The sequence below is a fragment of the Pseudomonas sp. 8209 genome, from assembly GCF_028682105.1.
Taxonomy (GTDB): domain Bacteria; phylum Pseudomonadota; class Gammaproteobacteria; order Pseudomonadales; family Pseudomonadaceae; genus Aquipseudomonas; species Aquipseudomonas palmensis.
Map to the genome: position 1 here is coordinate 627,043 of NZ_JANIAH010000002.1, position 16,192 is coordinate 643,234.

Below are 16,192 nucleotides of genomic sequence, written 5' to 3' on the forward strand. Positions count from 1 at the left end.
CATGTCACTTCTACACATCAAGAACCTGAGCGTGCGCTTCGGCGACGCCTCGGCGGTACCGGTGGTCGACGGCCTCGACCTGAGCGTGGAAAAGGGCGAGGTGCTGGCGATTGTCGGCGAGTCCGGCTCGGGCAAATCGGTGACCATGATGGCGCTGATGGGCCTGATCGACGCCCCCGGGCGCATCACCGCCGACGCCTTGACCTTCAACGGCAGCGACATGCTCACCCTGAGCGGCCGGCAGCGGCGCAAGGTGGTCGGCAAGGACATGGCGATGGTCTTCCAGGACCCCATGACCGCACTCAACCCCAGCTACACCGTGGGTTTCCAGATCGAGGAGGTGCTGCGCCAGCACCTGGGGCTGCGCGGCAAGGCGGCGCGCCAGCGTGCGCTGGAGCTGCTGGAGAAGGTCGAGATCCCGGCCCCGGAAAGCCGCCTGGATGCCTACCCCCATCAACTCTCCGGCGGCATGAGCCAGCGCGTGGCAATCGCCATGGCGATTGCCGGCGAACCCAAGCTGCTGATCGCCGACGAGCCCACCACGGCCCTGGACGTGACCATTCAGGCGCAGATCATGGAGCTGCTGCTCAACCTGCAGAAAGAGCAGGACATGGCGCTGATCCTGATTACCCACGACCTTGCCGTGGTGGCCGAAACCGCCCGCCGCGTGTGCGTGATGTATGCCGGCCAGGCAGTGGAAGTCGGCCAGGTGCCCGAGCTGTTCGAGGTGCCTGCGCACCCCTACAGCGAAGCCCTGCTGGCAGCGATCCCCGAGCACAGCGAAGGCGCCGAGCGCCTGGCGACCCTGCCCGGCATCGTGCCCGGACGCTACGACCGGCCCCACGGCTGCCTGCTGTCGCCGCGCTGCCCCTACGTGCAGGACCACTGCCGCCAGCAACGTCCGAGCCTGGACCCCAAGGCCCACAGCCTGGCCCGCTGCTTCTACCCGCTCAACCAGGAGGTGGCGTGATGAGCGTCGTACTGACCGCCCGTGACCTCACCCGTCATTACGAAGTGTCCCTGGGCCTGTTCAAGGGCCATGCCCTGGTACGCGCCCTCAATGGGGTGTCGTTCGAACTGGAGGCCGGCAAGACCCTGGCCGTGGTCGGCGAATCCGGCTGCGGCAAGTCGACCCTGGCCCGCGCCCTGACCCTGATCGAGGAACCGTCGTCGGGCTCGTTGCAGATCGCCGGGCAGGAGGTGGCCGGTGCCAGCAAGCAGCAGCGCCGGCAACTGCGCCGCGATGTGCAGATGGTGTTCCAAAGCCCCTATGCCTCGCTCAACCCGCGCCAGAAGGTCGGTGACCAACTGGCCGAGCCGCTGCTGATCAACACCCGGCTGTCCAGGGCCGAACGCCGCGAAAAGGTGCAGGCGATGATGCAGCAGGTGGGCCTGCGGCCCGAGCACTACCAGCGCTACCCGCACATGTTCTCCGGTGGCCAGCGCCAGCGCATCGCCCTGGCGCGGGCCATGATGCTGCAACCCAAGGTGCTGGTGGCGGACGAGCCGACCTCGGCGCTGGACGTGTCGATCCAGGCGCAGGTGCTGAACCTGTTCATGGACCTGCAGAAGGAGCTCAACACCGCCTACGTGTTCATCTCGCACAACCTGGCGGTGGTGCGGCATGTGGCCGACCAGGTACTGGTGATGTACCTGGGGCGCCCGGCGGAAATGGGGCCCAAGGAGGATATCTATGCCAGGCCTTTGCACCCTTATACCCAGGCCCTGCTGTCGGCGACCCCGACCATTCACCCCGACCCGCTCAAGCCAAAGATCAGGATCGTGGGCGAGCTGCCCAACCCGCTGAACCCACCGCCGGGGTGCGCGTTCCACAAGCGTTGCCCGTATGCCACCGAGCGCTGTGCCAGTGAAGAGCCGGCGTTCCGGCCAGTGGGTACACGGCAGGTGGCGTGCCACTATGCGGAGCAGTTTCTCTAGAACCGCTGCGCCAGCAATCGCGGGTCAAGCCCGCTCCCACACGGATCACTGCTGTCCTTGTGGGAGCGGGCTTGACCCGCGATAGGGCCCTGCAGGTATTCTGCTTTCCTACCTCCAATGAGCCAGCCCCATGGCCGCACACCCGATCCCCGACGGCCCCGAACACACCGCCGAAACCGCCGCCACCGTGCTGCGCTACCACCTGTGCTGGAAACACCGCGACCTCGACGGCGTGATGGCGCTCTATCACCCCGACATCCAGTACAACGACTTCTTCCAGAACCGCGTACTGCACCTGGCCGAGCTGCGCGAATACGTGGCCGCCAGCATGCCGCGCCAGGACGGCGAGGACATCGTGCACAGCGACCGCATCCGCACCGACGGCTGCACCGCCTTCATCCAGTACCAGGTAACGCTGCGCGGCGGCGACGGCATCACCGCGTTTCGTGCCAGCGAGGCCATCACCGTGCGCGACGGCCTGATCTGGCAGGTCAACGAATACGCCTCGCTGGTGCGCGAGCCTTCACGCCACACCGGCCACCCCAGCCTGCGCCCGGCCACCAGCCGCCTGGGCCTGTCACCGCGCCAGCTGAGCTTCATGGCCCAGGACCTGCAGCACTACTTCACCCGTCGCCAGCCCTATCTGGACCCGCAACTGGACCTGCAACAGGTCGCCCGCGAGTGCGGCTACAGCCGCAACCAGATCTCCTACCTGCTCAACCAGGTGCTGGGCCAGAGCTTCTACCGCTACGTCAACCAGGCCCGCCTGCAGCATCTGCTGGCTGAACTGGAGCGCGCAGGCCCGGCGCCCAAGGTCGATGACCTGGCCTTCGCCGCCGGCTTCAATTCACTGTCGGCGTTCTACAAGTGCTTTCGCCAGCACACCGGCCTGTCGCCCAAGGCCTACGTGCAACAGATTTCTCTGCGGACACGCACGCAAGACAATCCGCCCGCCCGGCCCTAGCATCGGCCCACACCGTTACGGATGTGGAGCCGAACACAATGCAGGCATGGCGCAGTATCAGCCTTTGGATGGACCAGCTTGACGAGCCGCTGATCGCGCGCCCGGCGTTGCGCCAGGACCTGGACGTGGATGTATGCATCATCGGCGCTGGCTACACGGGCCTGTGGAGCGCCTACTACCTCAAGCGCCAGGCACCGCACCTGAACATCGCCATCGTCGAGGCCAACATCGCAGGCTTCGGCGCCTCGGGGCGTAACGGCGGCTGGCTGATGGGCAACCTGCTGGGCGAAGACCGCCTGCTGGCCGACTGCTCCCCCGAACAGCGCCGCGACGCCTATGACCTGCTGCACGGCATCCCCGACGAAGTGGAAACGGTACTCGAGCGCGAAGGCATCCACTGCGACTACCGCAAGGGCGGCGCCCTTTATTGCGCGGCGCGCTACCCCGAGCAGGAAGCGAGCCTGCGCAGTTACCTGCAAAAGCTCTACCGGCAGGGCCTGAACGAGGCCGAGTATCGCTGGCTGAGCCCGGTCGAGCTGGCCGCGCAGCTGCGCATCGCCAAGCCCTATGGGGCGATCTACACGCCGAACGTGGCCACCGTGCACCCGGCCAAACTGGTGCGCGGCCTGGCCCGGGCCGTCGAGCGTCTGGGGGTGAAGCTCTACGAGAACAGCCCGGTCATCGACTGGCACAAGGGGCAGGTACGCACCGCCCAGGCACAGGTGCGCTGCCAGTGGGTGGTGCCGGCGGTGGAAGGCTATGCCGTCGGGCTGCCGCCGCTGGGTCGCTATCAGTTGCCGGTACAGAGCCTGCTGGTGGCCACCGAGCCGCTGCCCGAGCAGGTGTGGGAGCAGATCGGGCTGAACGCCGGTCAGGCCTTCAGCGAAAACAGCCGCCAGGTCACCTACGGCCAGCGCAGCGCCGACAACCGCCTGGTGTTCGGCGCCCGCGGCGGCTATCGCTTCGCCGGGCGCCTGCGCGAAGACTTCACCCTCAGCGACAGCGAAATCGGCCTGCGCCGCTACCTGTTCGGCGAGCTGTTTCCGCAGCTCAAGAACGTCGACATCACCCACGCCTGGGGCGGCAACCTGGGCATGGCGCGGCGCTTTCGCCCGCACATGCTGTGCGATGCCGAGCAGGGAATCGCCCTGGCCGGTGGCTATGGCGGCGAAGGCGTGGGCGCCAGCAACCTGGGCGGGCGCACCGTGGCGGCGCTGATCCTGGGCCAACGCAACGCACTCACCGCCCAGCCCTGGGTACACCCCGCGGCGCGCCTGAACAGCCTGGCGCGCTGGGAGCCCGAGCCATGCCGCTGGCTCGGCTACAACGCGATCATCAAGAGCTTCGTCCACGAAGACCAGACCCTTGCCAACCCGGCCAGCGCCCCCTGGCGCCGGCGCCTGGCCAGCGGTGTGGCGGACTTCATGGAAAGCCTGATGCACTGACTTCCCCCTGCACAGGACCACCGGCATGCGCATTACCCAGTTCAAGCACACCCATAGCGTCGCTCTCGAACAGTCAAACCCGGTGGCCGTGCCCCTGGGCGAGCCGGTGGCGGTCACCTCGGTGACCTGCGTGGAGCGCAACGACGGCGTCGAAACCGGCATCTGGGAATGTACCCCGGGCCGCTGGCGGCGCCAGATCGAGCAGCAGGAGTTCTGCCACTTCATCAAGGGCCGCTGCACCTTCACCCCCGATGGCGGCGAGCCGCTGACCATAGAAGCCGGCGACGCACTGATGTTGCCGGCCAACAGCACCGGTATCTGGGATATCCACGAGACCGTGCGCAAGACCTACGTATTGATTTTCTGATCCTTTGATCGCCTGCCTCCTTCGACAAAAACAGACCAAGCAAGGAATCCGGACATGCGCCCATTGCTCTTCGCCCCGCTGTTGCTGGCCGCCTCCATCGCCCAGGCGGCCGACTCGGTAAAAATCTACAACTGGTCCAGCTACATCGCCCCCGACACCCTGAAGAACTTCCAGGCCGCCAGCGGCATCGTGCCCACCTATGACGTGTTCGACAGCAACGAGACCCTCGACGGCAAGCTGATGACCGGCAATTCGGGCTACGACGTGGTGTTCCCCTCCAACCACTTCATGGCCCGGCAGATCCAGGGCAAGGCGCTCAAGGCGCTGGACAAGCGCCAGTTGCCCAACTGGAAGAACCTCAACCCGGTGCTGCTCAAGGCGCTGGAAGTCAACGACCCGGGCAACCGCTACGGCTTCCCCTACCTGTGGGGCAGCACCGGCATCGGCTACAACATCGACAAGGTCAAGGCGGCGCTGGGCGAGAATGCCCCGGTGGACTCCTGGGACCTGATCTTCAAGCCAGAGAACATCAGCAAGCTCAAGAGCTGCGGCGTGGCGATCCTCGACAACGGCCCCGAACTGCTGCCGATCGCGCTCAACTACCTGGGCCTGCCGCACCACAGCCAGGACCCGGCCGACTACGAGAAGGCCAAGGCCCTGCTGATGAAGGTGCGCCCGTACATCAGCTACTTCCACTCCTCCAAATACACCGGCGACCTGGCCAACGGCGATATCTGCGTGGTGGTGGGCTTCTCCGGCGACGTGCTGCAGGCCAGAAACCGTGCAGAAGAGGCCAGAAACGGGGTGAAGGTGGGCTATGAGATTCCCAGGGAAGGCGCGCCGATGTGGTTCGACATGGTCGCCATGCCCGCCGATGCCCCGGACGAAAAGGCCGGCTATGCCTACATGAACTACCTGTTGCAACCCGAGGTGATGGCCGACATCAGCAACCATGTGCAGTACGCCAACGGCAACCAGGCAGCCGACCGCCTGGTGGACCCGGCACTCAAGGCCAACAGCATGATCTACCCGACCGATGCCATGCTCGGCAAGCTGTTCGCCCTGCAGGCCATGCCGGCCAAGATCGACCGCCTGCGCACCCGTATCTGGACCAGCATCAAGGCCGGCAACTGAGCCACCCTGCAATAGATACCACCCTCGGCCTGTGTGCCCCGGCAGCCTGAAGCCCTTGCCGGGGCAACAGCGCAGCCCGCCCGTTGCCCGGCGCCCACCCACTGCCGAGCACACACCATGCCCTTGAAGACCCTGCCGTACTTTCACCGCATTGCGCTGCGCCAGCGCTTTGCCGATCACCTGGCACAGGCCCGAGACAGCCTCGATGACGAGGAGCATCGCTGGCTGCAAGGCTGGCTGCAGGCGCCAGGGCCCGACGCGCCGCGAATCGACCGCCTGAGCGCGATCACCGCCAGCGCCCACGCCAGCGAACTGACCGCCAGCCTGCTGCTGAGCCGCAGCACGCACCCCCGTGTTTTTTTCTACCACCCGTTGCTGGGGCTGCTGCGCTTCGAAGACCGTACCCAGCTCAAGCACCACCTTGTTGAACTGCTGAGCAGCGGCCACCCGCACGTACTGCTGCACTACATCGCCCCCAGGGATCGCCTGCTGGCAGGCCAGGGCGGCATCGTGGATGTTCAGGTCGAACGGCTGGAGGACGAGGTGTTCGAGTACCTGATGCTGGTCATCGCCGCTCGCCAGGGCCAGGCGCTGGGCGAGCTGCAGCAGCAGGTACTGGGCCAGCCGCCAGCAGACTCGTTATGGGAGCAGGCCCTGGCCACCACCACCGCTACCGCTGCAGCGGCGCCGCAGCGCCTGGCGGCGGCACGCGACTGCCAACGGCAACTGCACCGGTACTGGCATACCGCCAAGGCCGGCAGCGAAACGCCGGCCCGGCAACTGGCCCGCCTGATGGGCGCGCGCGTGCGCGAGGCGATCACGCGCCAGGCCTGGGCCGGCGCCCTTGCCGAAACCGACCATGCAGCGCTGCTGCAATGGCTGGACACCGAGGCCCTCTCGCCCCTGCAGGCGTTCAGCCTCAACGTCACCACCGCGCAAGGCCACAGCCAACTGCTGGAGGGCGTGCTCGCGCTCGACACCCGTGCCGGCCCGGTGTTCACCTGGTGTGCTGCACGCGGGCTGGAGCGCCATGCCAGCAAGCGGGCGTTGTTATCGTCGCTGGCCGACCCCCGGTTACGCGACAGCTGGCGCCCGGTGGTCAGCCCATCGCGGCAGAGCCAACTGGGCGCCTTGCGCATCAGCGCCCTGCACCTGCAACCGCTGACCGCCCCTGCACTGGACAGCTGGGTTGGCCAGGTGCTGAGCGCCCAGCAACAGGACATCGAAACACAACTGCGCCCTGACAGCGGCCAGGACGGTTATCAGGCATGCCGCCAGGCGCTGGACCTCGACAGTCGACTGGCCGGCGAACTCGCGCGTCTGGGCACCTCGCCCCACGCCCACGACAGCCCGGCCACCCTGGCCCGGCTGCAAGCGTCGGCACAGGCAGCCGGCGCTGGCCTGGAGGAACTGAACCGGCTGGTGAGCGCACTGACCGGCCACGCGCAGGCACTGTTCGAAGAGGTACCAGGCCTGGAGACGGTGACTGCGGCAGGGCTCGACCAGGCCCTTGCCGCAGTGCTGGACAAGGGCCCGCCAGTGCCCCAGGTACGCCTGGGCCAGCCCGGCGCCGGGCGCACCTGGCTGAGCCTGGCCGAGCTGGTGTGGCAGCGGCTCGGCGGTATCGGCACCTCGCTGGATGAGCGCTGGCTGGTCAGCGGCCCGGTGGTGGCCGAACAGCCTGTGGCCTTGCCTGCGCTCGACCTGGCGCTGGCCCGACAGGCTGTCGCACAGGTCGCCGATGCCACCGCCAGCCAACTGACGAGCGCCCTGACGCAGTATCAAGCGCAGCGACGCACGTACCTCAAGCACCTGTGGCAGCTGGCCCTGACCCTCGAGTACCGCCTGCTCGACCACGACTGCCTGCTGCCAGCCCCGGCACGCGCGCTGATTCACGCCGCCCTGTTTCCGGCGCCCTCGCCGGCAGCGCCGGCCTGGGCCTGGCAACTGGCCCTGGACCAGGCACCCAGCAGCGAGGCCCTGCTGCTGACCCGCCAGCCGCTCGAGGCACAGCCAGATCTGTGGCTGCTGTGGACCCTCGACCAGGGCTTTGCCGCATTCACCTCGCGCCTGGCGCTGGAGCAGGCCGTCGCAGCGCGCTACCCCGCCGCGCAACGCTTTCAATGGCTGGCGCTGGCAGGCGCACCTGCGCACCACCTGCAGAGCTGGCAGGCCGAACACGACGTGGCCGCAACGCGGCGCGCCTTCGAGCGGCTCACCCGGCGCGGCCTGCCTGCCGCGCACCTGCCCGACCTGCTGCGCGGCACGCTCGACACGCCTGGCACGCTGCGCTACCTGCAGCGTCTGCAGCGCCTGGCCAGTGCCCGGCGCCTGCGTGGCCATCTGCCTGACTGGCTGGCGCAGGCCGCCCCCACCGAACAGTACGGCTACCTGCAGGTTCTGGGGCGCAACCTGCTGCAAAGCCCGTCACCACAGGACTACCTGTTCGACATCCCGGCGGTGACCGACTATGCCCGCCAACGGGTTCAGGCCCGCCTGGACCAGGACTTCGCGGCCGGCCGCTACCCTGCCGACCAGCTGTTGATCACCACCACGCGCTGGGTCACCGCGTTGCCGCCCACCGGTGAGGTCCCCACAGGCGAAGCGGCCGCCAGCATCCAGCATCGCCAGACGCTGGTCGACTACGCGCTCAACCATTACCGCGACTGGGACCACGCCATCACCGCAATCACGCTTGAGGGCGACATGACCGTGCCTGCGCGCATCGATGCCGCCTACCTGCGGGCGCTGGTGCGCGAACTGGACCTGGGTCAAGGCTATCGCCAGCTGCTGGCCGAGCAACTGGACCGCAACCATGCGAGCTACCCCAGGCGCCTGCGGCTGTTCTGCAGGCAATTGCCGGGGCAACTGCTGGAGGCGGCGTGGCGCGCCCGGCTCCAGGGGCAACTGGGCGCAGCCGACGTCGAGTGCATCCGCGCCGTCGTCGAGCAGCCCGACGCCACCGCCCGTGACCAGCTGCCAGCCCCCGCCGCACAACTGGTGCCCCTGGAACTGATCGCCGACAGCGACCTGCCCCCCGATACCGTGCCCGGGGTGTACCTGTTCATGTACGCCAGCCCCGCGCCCGGCCCCGTGGTGATGTACACGCCGTACCAGGCCGGCGGTCTGTTCCAGGCCTTCAGCAGTTCGGCCGACCTGCTGCAGCAGCTTCGCAGCGTGCCGGCCCTGCAGGCCCGGATACTGGCCTGCATGCCCGACACGATGCGCCCGCGCTACGACCACGGTGGGTTCACCGAGGCCCACCTGCCCTACAGCGCCGAATTCGATTTCGAGCTGCCCCTGTATGCCCAGCAGCCGGTGACCCTGGCCTGGCGCCCGGTGCATGGCAACGCCCTGCAGTACCTGTTCGAGACCAATGCAGCGTTGCTGCAGGGCATGGCCCATACGCAACTGGTGAGCACCGCCGAAGCCCGCTGGGCCACCCTGAAAGAGGTACTCGGGCTGCTCTGGAGCCAACTGACCCTGTTCATCCCCGGCCGCATCGGCCTGCTGCTGGCCGCGTGGCAGGGCGAACTGTCGCTGCTGCAATTGGCCGAGCGCCCCTCAGGCGACTGGGCGCAGGCCTTGTCGGAACTGACCTGCACCCTGGTGCAGGGCCTGCTGGCCGGGCATGGCGTGCGCGAACAGGGCCCTGGCGCGCTGCCGGCCGACGAAGGCGAATTCTGGCGGCGCCTGGGGCAGGCGTCGCACCAGCGGCTGTCCGCCTACGAAGTGCCGCAGCAGTCCCTCGATGGCCTGGCCAGCCGCGAGCAGATCTATACCGACGTCGATGGCCAGACGCAGTTCGCCTGCCTGGAGGGCAAGGTGTACGGCGTTCGCCAGCTGGACCAGCGCTGGCACCTGAGTGCGCCGGACATCGACGAACCAGGGCCACGCCTGCGCAGCGAAGGCAACGGCCGCTGGCAGATCGACCCGCAGCAGGCCATACCCGTGCTAAGTGGTGGCATCATCGGCAGGCTGGGCGGGTGGGCCTCGCGTCAGGTGATGGCCGGCAACGATATCGTCATCCGGGCCGTGGGCATGCGCCAGATCCAGCGACTCATGCCGGCCCGCGCGCGCATGCTGCGCCAGGCTCACCGCACGGCGCTCGACTACCTGGGCATCTGCCTGGACAACCTGCAGCAGGCCAGCCCGGTGCAACGCATGCCGGCACAGACCCGCACGATCCTCAGCGATTTCTTCGGCGTCGAACCCGACGAAGCCCTGCTGCAGCGCGTACGCGAACCGGTGGAAAAACTCTTCGAACTGATGACCTCGCAGGACTATTCGGTCGCCACGTCCAGGCGCTACATCCTGGCCAGCAATATCGGCAACTACACCGGCATCGCCTTCACCTCGCCCCATGACCCGCTCCGGCAACTGTTTCTGCTGGACGCCTATTTCGACGTCAGCTACCTGGGCAGGCTCCAGCTCAGGCCCGAGCTGTCCTGGCAGGAAGCCGATGCCATTGCGCGTGCCAACTGCCTGCTGCACGAGTTCTCGCATATCGCCTATGACACACGCGACATGCGCTACCTGGATGCCTCGCTGGCGTTTGCCGACCTGCTCATGCCCGGCGAGCAGCAGGATTGGCTCAGGCGCCAGCACGACGAGGCGTTCTCTCACCGTTCACCGGCCCGGCGCCTGTTCGTGGTGCGCTCACGCGACGGTACCCGACGCGACATCACCCGTGACGACAACAAGGGCCTGAGCCTGATCCTCAAGATCGCCGACACCCATGACCTGGCGGTCGCGCGCCAGCGCTTTCTGGACGATGCGGTGGTGCGCTCGCGAATCATGCTCAAGAACGCCGACTCGCTGACCTTGCTGGTCTACCGCCTGGGCCAGGCAAGCCATCGCCCACCGGCGGCGGGGGGCTGAAACGAAAACGCCCGCGCAGCCAAGGGCTGCGCGGGCGTGGGGGCGTGCGAAAACTCAGTGGTGTTCGCGGGTGGCGCGGAATTTCACGTCCGGCCAGCGTTCTTCCATCAGCGCCAGGTTGACCCGGGTCGGCGCCAGGTAGGTCAGGTGACCGCCACCGTCGATGGCCAGGTTTTCCACGGCCTTGTTGCTGAATTCCTCGAGTTTCTTCTTGTCGTCGCAGCTGATCCAGCGCGCCGACCACACGGTGATCGGCTCGTAGCCGCACTCGACCTTGTACTCTTCCTTCAGGCGGCTGGCGACCACGTCGAACTGCAGCACACCCACGGCGCCGAGGATGATGTCGTTGCTGCGCTCGGGGAAGAACACCTGGGTGGCGCCCTCTTCGGCCAGTTGCTGCAGGCCCTGGCGCAGCTGCTTGGACTTGAGCGGGTCCTTCAGGCGCACGCGGCGGAACAGCTCTGGGGCGAAGTGCGGAATACCGGTGAAGCCCAGGCTCTCGCCCTCGGTGAAGGTGTCGCCGATCTGGATGGTGCCGTGGTTGTGCAGGCCGATGATGTCGCCGGCGAACGCCTCTTCGAGCTGCTCGCGCTCGGACGAGAAGAACGTCAGGGCGTCGCCGATGCGCAGGTCCTTGCCGGTGCGCACGTGGCGCATCTTCATGCCCTTCTCGTACTTGCCCGAGCAGATGCGCATGAACGCGATGCGGTCGCGGTGCTTGGGGTCCATGTTCGCCTGGATCTTGAACACGAAGCCGCTGAACTTCTCTTCGGTCGGCTCCACGGTGCGCTCATGGGCCACACGTGGCAGCGGACGAGGCGCCCAGTCGACCACCGCGTCGAGCACATGGTCGACACCGAAGTTGCCCAGCGCGGTACCGAAGAACACCGGGGTCAGCTGGCCGTTGATGAACTCGTCCTGGTCGAACTCATGGCAGGCGCCCTGCACCAGTTCCAGTTGCTCGATGAAGCGCTCGTACTCGTCACCCAGGTGGGCGCGGGCTTCGTCCGAGTCGAGCTTCTCGATGATCTTCACCTCGGTACGCTCGTGGCCGTGGCCCGGGGTGTACACGATGATGTAGTCACCGGCCAGGTGGTACACGCCCTTGAAGTCGCGGTAGCAGCCGATCGGCCAGGTGATCGGCGCGGCCTTGATCTTGAGAACCGCCTCGATCTCGTCGAGCAGCTCGATCGGGTCGCGGATATCGCGGTCGAGTTTGTTGATGAAGCTGACGATGGGCGTGTCACGCAGACGGCACACGTCCATCAGGGCGATGGTGCGTGGCTCTACGCCCTTGCCGCCGTCGAGCACCATCAGCGCCGAGTCCACTGCGGTCAGGGTGCGGTAGGTGTCTTCGGAGAAGTCTTCGTGGCCGGGGGTATCGAGCAGGTTGACCATATGGTCGCGATACGGGAACTGCATCACCGAGGTGGTGATGGAGATGCCGCGCTGCTTTTCCATTTCCATCCAGTCGGAGGTGGCATGGCGGTCGGACTTTCGCGATTTCACCGTACCGGCGACGGCAATCGCCTTGCCCATCAGCAGCAGCTTCTCGGTGATGGTGGTCTTACCCGCATCGGGGTGGGAAATAATGGCGAAGGTGCGGCGTTTCGCGACTTCGGCGGCCTGGTTGGTCATGGGAAATCGCCTGACTGGAGATTCAAAAAAGGGCGGCGATTATAGCCCAAACTCACCCCCTAACTGAACCACTGGGTCGATCTGCGCTGGCCAAATGCCGCTTCGGATGGGAACCTTTGCGACTGCGGAGACGTCCACTGCCCTGTTACGAGATGTTACGTATACGGTTTTCAACCGTTCGTCAGGGTGGGTTTCATCGGCAACATGCGCCTGACGAGGCTGCGCTCATGGCGTGTTCCGCTCTACCGGAGCGACCCGCTGCTTATCGCGATCACACTGCCTGCTGCCTGGACCGGCAGCCGCCACGGGAGTGTGCCCGCCGACAAAAAAAGGAGTCCGCCTGTGGCTAAACGCTATGGCAAGGGGCTGATGGGATGGGCCGCCGCGCTCGTCATCCTGGCCCTGCTGATCCACTGGATCGGCATCGATACGATCGCGCACTACCGCGCCGATCTGTGGTTCTACCTGCAAGCGCACCTGATGCTGGTGGCGTGCTCGATGGTGGCGGCGCTGGCCGTGGGTATCCCCGCCGGCATTGCCTTGAGTCGACCGCACCGGGTCGACCGCGCCGAACGCTTCATGCAGATCTTCAACATTGGCAACACCGTTCCCCCCCTGGCCGTTCTGGCCATCGCCCTGAGCTTTCTGGGCATCGGCGCAGGCCCGGCAATCTTCGCGCTGTTCCTCGCCTCCCTGCTGCCCATCGTGCGCAACACCTACGAAGGCCTGAAAAACGTCCCCGCCTCGCTCAAGGAAGCCGCCACCGGCATCGGCATGACCCCGCGTCAGACGCTGTGGCGGGTCGAGCTGCCCAATGCGGTACCGATCATCGTCGGCGGCGTTCGAGTGGCACTGGCAATCAACGTGGGTACCGCGCCGCTGTCGTTCCTGATCGGCGCCAACAGCCTGGGCAGCCTGATCTTCCCCGGCATCGCCCTTAACAACCAGCCGCAACTGTTGCTGGGCGCCGCCACCACGGCCTTGCTCGCCCTGCTGCTCGATGCGCTGGTCAGCCAATGCAGTCGCCGCTGGCTCGAACGCGGCCTGGCCAACTAAGCGAAGGAACCCCCATGAAAAGAATCGCCTTGTTGCTGGGTGCGGCCCTGCTGTTCGCAGGATTCGCCCAGGCCGCCGACAAACCCCTGATCCGCCTCGGCGCGCGGGTGTTCACCGAACAGACCGTGCTGGCCGAAATCACCGCGCAGTACCTGCGCAGCCACGGCTTCGACGTGCGCATCACCGGCGGCCTGGGCAGCACCCTGGCGCGCAGCGCGCAGGAAAGCGGCCAACTGGACATGGTGTGGGAATACACCGGCGTGTCGCTGGTGTCCTACAACCATATCGACGAACGCATGGACAGCGCCGAGGCCACCTACGCCCGGGTCAAGCAGTTGGACGCGAAGAAGGGCCTGGTGTGGCTGGCACCCTCGAAGTTCAGCAACACCTATGCCCTGGCGCTGCCGCGCAACATCGCCGAGCAGTACCCGCAGGTCAACACCATCAGCCAGCTCAATCAGGTGCTGCGCGACGAGCCCGACCGCAGCCATGTACTGGCGCTGGACACCGAGTTCGCCAACCGCCCCGACGGCCTGGTGGGCCTGACCCAGACCTACGACCTGCAGTTCACCCGCCGCGACATCCGCCAGATGGACGCCGGGCTGGTGTACACCGCGCTGCGCAACGGCCAGGTGTTCAGCGGGCTGGTGTACACCACCGACGGGCGCCTGAGCGCCTTCGACCTCAAGCTGCTGGACGACGACCTGCACTACTTCCCCGACTACACCGCCGCCCCGGTGGTGCGCCAGGCCGTACTCGACGCCCATCCGCAACTGGCCGGCCTGCTCAAGCCGCTGGCCGAGCAACTGGATGACGAGACCATGCGCCAGCTCAATGCCAAGGTGGACGTCGAGCACCAGAGCCCGAGCAAAGTCGCCGCCGCCTACCTGCGCCAGCATCCACCTGCCGAGGAGCAACCATGAGTCTGCTTGATACCTTCGCCCACCTGGACTGGGCCCAGGTGCTGCAACTGACCTGGGAGCACATCACCCTGGTCGGCATCGCGGTCACCCTGGCCATTCTGATCGGCGTACCGCTGGGCATCCTGATGACCCGCTTTCCGGTGCTTGCCGGGCCTCTGCAGGCCAGCGCCACGGTGCTGCTGACCGTGCCGTCGATCGCCCTGTTCGGCCTGCTGCTGCCGTTCTATTCCAAGTTCGGCCAGGGCCTGGGCCCGTTGCCGGCGATCACCGCAGTGTTTCTGTATTCACTGCTGCCGATTCTGCGCAACACCTACCTGGCGCTGACCAACGTCGAGCCCGGCATACGCGAAGCCGCCCGCGGCATCGGCATGACCTTCGGCCAGCGCCTGCGCATGGTCGAGCTGCCGATTGCGGTGCCGGTGATTCTGGCCGGTGTACGCACCGCCGTGGTGATGAACATCGGCGTGATGACCATTGCCGCGACCATCGGTGCCGGTGGCCTTGGCGTACTTATCCTGACCTCCATCAGCCGCAGCGACATGTCGATGCTGCTGGTCGGCGCCGTGCTGGTGAGCCTGCTGGCCATCTTCGCCGACCTGCTGCTGCAAGCCCTGCAACGCTCGCTGACTCCAAAAGGACTGCTCAAATGATCGAACTTCAGAACCTGTGCAAGACCTTCCACAGCAACGGCAAGGACGTAAAGGCCGTCGACTCGGTAAGCCTGACGGTCAACGAAGGCGAGATCTGCGTGTTCCTCGGCCCGTCCGGATGCGGCAAGAGCACCACCCTCAAGATGATCAACCGCCTGATCGCGCCCACCTCGGGCAAGGTGCTGATCAATGGCGAAGACACCACCGACCTGGACGCGGTGACGCTGCGTCGCACCATCGGCTATGTGATCCAGCAGATCGGCCTGTTCCCCAACATGACCATCGAGGAGAACATCACCGTGGTGCCGCGCCTGCTCGGTTGGGACAAGCACAAGTGCCACGAGCGGGCCCGCGAGCTGATGAGCATGATCAAGCTCGAGCCCAAGCAGTACCTGCACCGCTACCCGCGTGAACTGTCCGGTGGCCAGCAGCAGCGTATCGGCGTGATCCGCGCGCTGGCGGCGGATGCGCCGCTGCTGCTGATGGACGAGCCGTTCGGTGCGGTCGACCCGATCAACCGCGAGATGATCCAGAACGAGTTCTTCGAGATGCAGCGTGCATTGAACAAGACCGTGATCATGGTCAGCCACGACATCGACGAGGCGATCAAGCTGGGCGACAAGATCGCCATCTTCCGCGCCGGCAAGCTGATCCAGATCGACCACCCCGACACCTTGCTGGCGCACCCGGCAGATGACTTCGTGAGCAACTTCGTGGGCCAGGACAGCACCCTCAAGCGCCTGCTGCTGGTGCGTGCCGAGGATGCGGCGGACAACGCGCCATCGGTGAGCCCCGAGACGTCGGTGGCCGATGCGCTGGAGCTGATGGACGAACATGACCGTCGCTACGTGGTGGTCACCGATGGCCAGAACAAGGCGATGGGCTATGTGCGCCGGCGCGACCTGCACCGTCAGCAGGGCACCTGCGCGGACTTCCTGCGCACGTTCAACGCCACCGCCGCGCATGACGAGCACCTGCGCATCCTGCTGTCGCGCATGTACGAGTTCAACCGTTCGTGGTTGCCGGTGCTGGACGCCGAGAACGTGTTCCTGGGCGAGGTCACCCAGGAATCGATTGCCGCGTACCTGAGTTCGGGGCGTTCGCGGGGCATGAAGACCAGCATCGTGTCGCCGGCTGAGGCGGTGGCCTGAATAGCTCCACCGCGATCTACTGCCGAACAGACAAGGCTGACAACG

The 16,192-nt window shown here is 66.4% G+C and carries 12 protein-coding genes; 11 read left to right on the forward strand and 1 reads right to left on the reverse strand.

All coding sequences use genetic code 11. The features are described 5' to 3' along the window. The first annotated feature begins 1 nt into the window (after position 1). The 7 genes from NP552_RS06550 (at position 2) to NP552_RS06580 (ending at position 10,729) form a co-directional block, all read left to right on the forward strand. Entirely contained in the window at positions 2–970 is a 969-nt protein-coding gene (locus NP552_RS06550) for an ABC transporter ATP-binding protein (protein ID WP_274096563.1), read from the forward strand. Next, positions 970–1,938, forward strand: coding sequence for a peptide ABC transporter ATP-binding protein (locus NP552_RS06555; RefSeq protein WP_274096564.1), 969 nt, complete (start codon positions 970–972; stop codon positions 1,936–1,938). Before NP552_RS06550 ends, NP552_RS06555 begins: the two co-directional genes overlap by 1 nt. A gap of 130 nt (positions 1,939–2,068) precedes the next feature. Further along, a complete protein-coding gene (locus NP552_RS06560; RefSeq protein ID WP_054916394.1) occupies positions 2,069–2,902 on the forward strand; it encodes an AraC family transcriptional regulator in 834 nt (277 codons plus the stop codon). Positions 2,903–2,940: 38 nt separating this feature from the next. Continuing rightward, on the forward strand, positions 2,941–4,347 hold the full coding sequence (locus NP552_RS06565) for an NAD(P)/FAD-dependent oxidoreductase (RefSeq protein WP_054916395.1): 1,407 nt from the start codon (positions 2,941–2,943) through the stop codon (positions 4,345–4,347). 25 nt (positions 4,348–4,372) lie between these two features. Beyond that, on the forward strand, positions 4,373–4,714 hold the full coding sequence (locus tag NP552_RS06570) for a cupin domain-containing protein (RefSeq protein WP_043862498.1): 342 nt from the start codon (positions 4,373–4,375) through the stop codon (positions 4,712–4,714). Positions 4,715–4,768: 54 nt separating this feature from the next. Then, a complete protein-coding gene (locus tag NP552_RS06575; RefSeq protein ID WP_054916396.1) occupies positions 4,769–5,848 on the forward strand; it encodes a polyamine ABC transporter substrate-binding protein in 1,080 nt (359 codons plus the stop codon). 117 nt (positions 5,849–5,965) lie between these two features. Next, positions 5,966–10,729 carry a dermonecrotic toxin domain-containing protein gene (locus NP552_RS06580; protein ID WP_274096565.1) on the forward strand — a complete coding sequence of 1,588 codons (4,764 nt, stop codon included), beginning with the start codon at positions 5,966–5,968 and terminating at the stop codon, positions 10,727–10,729. A gap of 54 nt (positions 10,730–10,783) precedes the next feature. Here the strand turns inward: NP552_RS06580 and NP552_RS06585 are convergent, their stop codons facing one another. Then, positions 10,784–12,367, reverse strand: coding sequence for a peptide chain release factor 3 (locus NP552_RS06585; RefSeq protein ID WP_043862501.1), 1,584 nt, complete (start codon positions 12,365–12,367; stop codon positions 10,784–10,786). 342 nt (positions 12,368–12,709) lie between these two features. Between NP552_RS06585 and NP552_RS06590 the strand changes: the two genes are divergently transcribed. From NP552_RS06590 to NP552_RS06605, 4 genes are read left to right on the forward strand one after another with little or no spacing between them, the layout of a single operon-like run. After that, the gene (locus tag NP552_RS06590; RefSeq protein ID WP_054916398.1) at positions 12,710–13,423 is read left to right on the forward strand and encodes an ABC transporter permease; all 714 of its coding nucleotides are present in this window, start codon (positions 12,710–12,712) and stop codon (positions 13,421–13,423) included. 14 nt (positions 13,424–13,437) lie between these two features. Then, positions 13,438–14,346 (forward strand): glycine betaine ABC transporter substrate-binding protein, encoded by a 909-nt coding sequence (locus NP552_RS06595; protein ID WP_043862503.1) that lies wholly within the window; start codon positions 13,438–13,440, stop codon positions 14,344–14,346. Further along, positions 14,343–14,996: an ABC transporter permease gene (locus NP552_RS06600; RefSeq protein WP_043862504.1), complete on the forward strand. Its 654-nt coding sequence runs from the start codon at positions 14,343–14,345 to the stop codon at positions 14,994–14,996. Before NP552_RS06595 ends, NP552_RS06600 begins: the two co-directional genes overlap by 4 nt. Then, the gene (locus NP552_RS06605; protein ID WP_058541415.1) at positions 14,993–16,147 is read left to right on the forward strand and encodes an osmoprotectant ABC transporter ATP-binding protein OsmV; all 1,155 of its coding nucleotides are present in this window, start codon (positions 14,993–14,995) and stop codon (positions 16,145–16,147) included. The genes NP552_RS06600 and NP552_RS06605 overlap by 4 nt, the downstream gene beginning before the upstream one ends. The last annotated feature ends 45 nt before the right edge of the window (positions 16,148–16,192 follow it).

What these genes read in the sequence shown, in the direction of transcription:
- NP552_RS06555 (WP_274096564.1), top strand. Translation starts at nt 970, where the DNA reads ATGAGCGTCGTACTGACCGCCCGTGACCTCACCCGTCATTACGAAGTG.
- NP552_RS06570 (WP_043862498.1), top strand. Translation starts at nt 4,373, where the DNA reads ATGCGCATTACCCAGTTCAAGCACACCCATAGCGTCGCTCTCGAACAG.
- NP552_RS06565 (WP_054916395.1), top strand. Translation starts at nt 2,941, where the DNA reads ATGCAGGCATGGCGCAGTATCAGCCTTTGGATGGACCAGCTTGACGAG.
- NP552_RS06560 (WP_054916394.1), top strand. Translation starts at nt 2,069, where the DNA reads ATGGCCGCACACCCGATCCCCGACGGCCCCGAACACACCGCCGAAACC.
- NP552_RS06585 (WP_043862501.1), bottom strand. Translation starts at nt 12,367, where the DNA reads ATGACCAACCAGGCCGCCGAAGTCGCGAAACGCCGCACCTTCGCCATT.
- NP552_RS06550 (WP_274096563.1), top strand. Translation starts at nt 2, where the DNA reads ATGTCACTTCTACACATCAAGAACCTGAGCGTGCGCTTCGGCGACGCC.
- NP552_RS06580 (WP_274096565.1), top strand. Translation starts at nt 5,966, where the DNA reads ATGCCCTTGAAGACCCTGCCGTACTTTCACCGCATTGCGCTGCGCCAG.
- NP552_RS06605 (WP_058541415.1), top strand. Translation starts at nt 14,993, where the DNA reads ATGATCGAACTTCAGAACCTGTGCAAGACCTTCCACAGCAACGGCAAG.
- NP552_RS06600 (WP_043862504.1), top strand. Translation starts at nt 14,343, where the DNA reads ATGAGTCTGCTTGATACCTTCGCCCACCTGGACTGGGCCCAGGTGCTG.
- NP552_RS06595 (WP_043862503.1), top strand. Translation starts at nt 13,438, where the DNA reads ATGAAAAGAATCGCCTTGTTGCTGGGTGCGGCCCTGCTGTTCGCAGGA.
- NP552_RS06575 (WP_054916396.1), top strand. Translation starts at nt 4,769, where the DNA reads ATGCGCCCATTGCTCTTCGCCCCGCTGTTGCTGGCCGCCTCCATCGCC.